2 protein-coding genes are annotated in these 2,540 nt (G+C 40.4%); both read right to left on the reverse strand.

The annotated features are described in order from the left end of the window. Positions 1 to 63: 63 nt before the first annotated feature. Complete coding sequence (recQ, locus tag DS742_RS27895; RefSeq protein ID WP_117420169.1) at positions 64 to 1,896, reverse strand: DNA helicase RecQ; 1,833 nt, start codon at positions 1,894 to 1,896, stop codon at positions 64 to 66. A 260-nt stretch (positions 1,897 to 2,156) separates the two neighbouring features. Then, on the reverse strand, positions 2,157 to 2,396 hold the full coding sequence (locus DS742_RS27900) for a hypothetical protein (protein WP_117420170.1): 240 nt from the start codon (positions 2,394 to 2,396) through the stop codon (positions 2,157 to 2,159). Positions 2,397 to 2,540 lie beyond the last annotated feature (144 nt).

A 2,540-nucleotide genomic window follows, 5' to 3' on the forward strand; every position in this document is an offset into this window, starting at 1 on the left:
GTACCGAGATACAATAAAAAAATCTGCCAGGATTCAGAACAGACATATCCTGGCAGATTTTATTTATTTGATAATTTCTAAAAATCTTTCTCCATATTTTTCATATTTAAAAGCGCCAACACCGGATACCAGAAGCATCTCTTCCCGGGTTTTTGGTTTTTGTACAGACATATGTATCAGGGTTTTATCAGAAAACACGATGTAGGGCGGCACTTTCTCCTCTTTTGCTATTTTAAGACGAAGTGTTCTCAGCTTTTCAAACAGGGTTTCATCTGCCTGGGTAAGATCCAGTGCCGGTGAACTGCTCTTCTTCGTTTTCCGGCTTCCCTTATCCTGGGAAACAGACGCTTCCTCTTTTGCCATCTTCATCAGTATGGTTTCTTCTTCCTTTAAAACAGCACCTGCCTTTTTCGTCAGCTTTACAATGGCATATTCGTCATTGGTAACAGACAAATACTCATTTAAAAGAAGATGATTCATTACCTGTCTCAGTTTATAGACAGGAACGTTTGACAAAGCGGCGTAATGAGGGTTCTCATTCATCCGGTAATTTCTGATCTTAGCCGTATTCGCTCCATGCAAAGTATCCATAATCACGGCTGCACCATACCTCTGCCGGCTGGTTTCTGCACATCTGATGATGGCTGCTGCAATATCTGTCACATCTACCGTTTCAAATCCGGTTAAACAATTGGAACAGTTCCCGCAGTAATTTTCCTTATATTCTCCAAAATAGCGCAGAATATAATCCCTCAGGCAGTCGTTTGTAAAACAGTAATAGGTCATTTTTTTCAGACGCTCTCTGTCCCGTTCTTCCACAAGCTTACGGGTTATTGGATCAAGCTCCTGATTATCCTGATTGCTGTCAATAAACATCTGATTGGTAATCACATCCTGGCCGCCATAAAGAAGCAGGCATTCTCCAGGCTCACCGTCTCTGGAGCAGCGCCCAACTTCCTGATAATAGGATTCTAAATTTTTCGGCATATTATAATGAATGACATAGCGGACATTGGACTTATCAATGCCCATTCCAAATGCATTGGTAGCCACCATAATCAGACTTTTATCATAAATAAAATCATCCTGATTCGTTCTCCGCTCTGCATCGCTTAGCCCTGCATGATACCGGGTTGCAGAAAATCCCTCTTTATTTAATCTCCCGCAGACCTCCTCTACCATTTTTCTGGTAAGACAATAGATAATTCCGCACTGTCCCGGGTGTCTCTCCACAAAATTTTTCATCGTGGCATATTTATCCTTTGGAGACTGTACACTTAAATACAGATTGGGCCTGTCATAGCCGGTTGATACTACAGCCGGATCCTGAAGCATTAATATATCAATCATATCCTCCCGGACCTCCTTTGTCGCCGTAGCCGTAAAAGCACTGATGACCGGACGTCTGGGAAGTCTTTCAATAAAATCAACAATTTTTAAATAACTGGGTCTGAAATCCTGTCCCCACTGGGATACGCAATGAGCTTCGTCCACTGCCACCATGGAAATCCGGACGCTTAAGCAAAATTCCAAAAATTCTTCGGTTAAAAGCCGTTCAGGTGCAACGTAAATTATGGGATAGCGCCCTTCCCGCGCATAAGCGAGGGCTTTCAGATACTGACTTGGGGACAAAGAACTGTTAAGATATGCGGCGTGAATGCCTGCCTGATTGAGTGAAGCGACCTGATCTTTCATCAGGGAAATCAAAGGGGAAATAACTAAAGTAATTCCTTCCGTCATAAGAGCCGGAACCTGAAAGCAAAGAGACTTACCTGAACCTGTAGGCATAATCCCCAGGGCATCTCTCCCTGCCAGAATGCTGTCAATCAGTATTTCCTGCCCTTCCCGGAAACTGTCGTAACCGAAATAGTGCCTGAGTACTTGATATTTATCCATGTAACGTATGATTGTGCTCCTTTATCTTTATTTTTTCCATTATAACATCTTAAGCTGAGTTTTTCCAGATACCAGGTTGTTAAATTTTGACTCTGACTGATTCATTTCGAATTAAATAAAGAAAGAAGCAGGGAAATCGTCTCCTCTGCTCCTTTCTTTTGTTGTTCTTCCGATCATTTTATAATGATTGAAATCACAGCTTTTCATACATCATTGTTTTAGATCTTTATAGTTCAATACGGAACTGTAAAAACTTTATCTTACACGATCAGTGTCAGAACTATGTAACCAAAACCGAAAATCAGAAAAAAGCCCCCTAAAACTTTAATCATCTTTTTTGATTTGGCTGCCGGGAAAATTTCGAGAAATTTCTCATATGGCATTAACATCAAAAACAATCCGATTACTATAAATGCTATAGCAGTAAAAATCTTATCTCCTCCCCTCCTGTTTTTATTTGAACTCATTATACTACAAAAGAATGCATTTTTTTCGTTCATGTAATATTTAGCACTCTACATGTAATTTTTGGTAAATTCAGAAGCTGTTTTCAGCCAGTTTGGTCAATAGCATTTCGAGTTTCCCGTTTTGTAAACGAGTTTCACATTTTGAAATCGACCTTCAATTTTTGAACCCGAAATTCC

This window comes from Lacrimispora amygdalina (genome assembly GCF_003432035.1).
In the GTDB taxonomy this organism is placed as follows: Bacteria; Bacillota; Clostridia; order Lachnospirales; family Lachnospiraceae; genus Lacrimispora; species Lacrimispora amygdalina.

Excerpts from the sequence above, each read along its gene's own strand:
- recQ (WP_117420169.1), bottom strand. The coding sequence starts at position 1,896 with ATGGATAAATATCAAGTACTCAGGCACTATTTCGGTTACGACAGTTTC.
- DS742_RS27900 (WP_117420170.1), bottom strand. The coding sequence starts at position 2,396 with ATGAACGAAAAAAATGCATTCTTTTGTAGTATAATGAGTTCAAATAAA.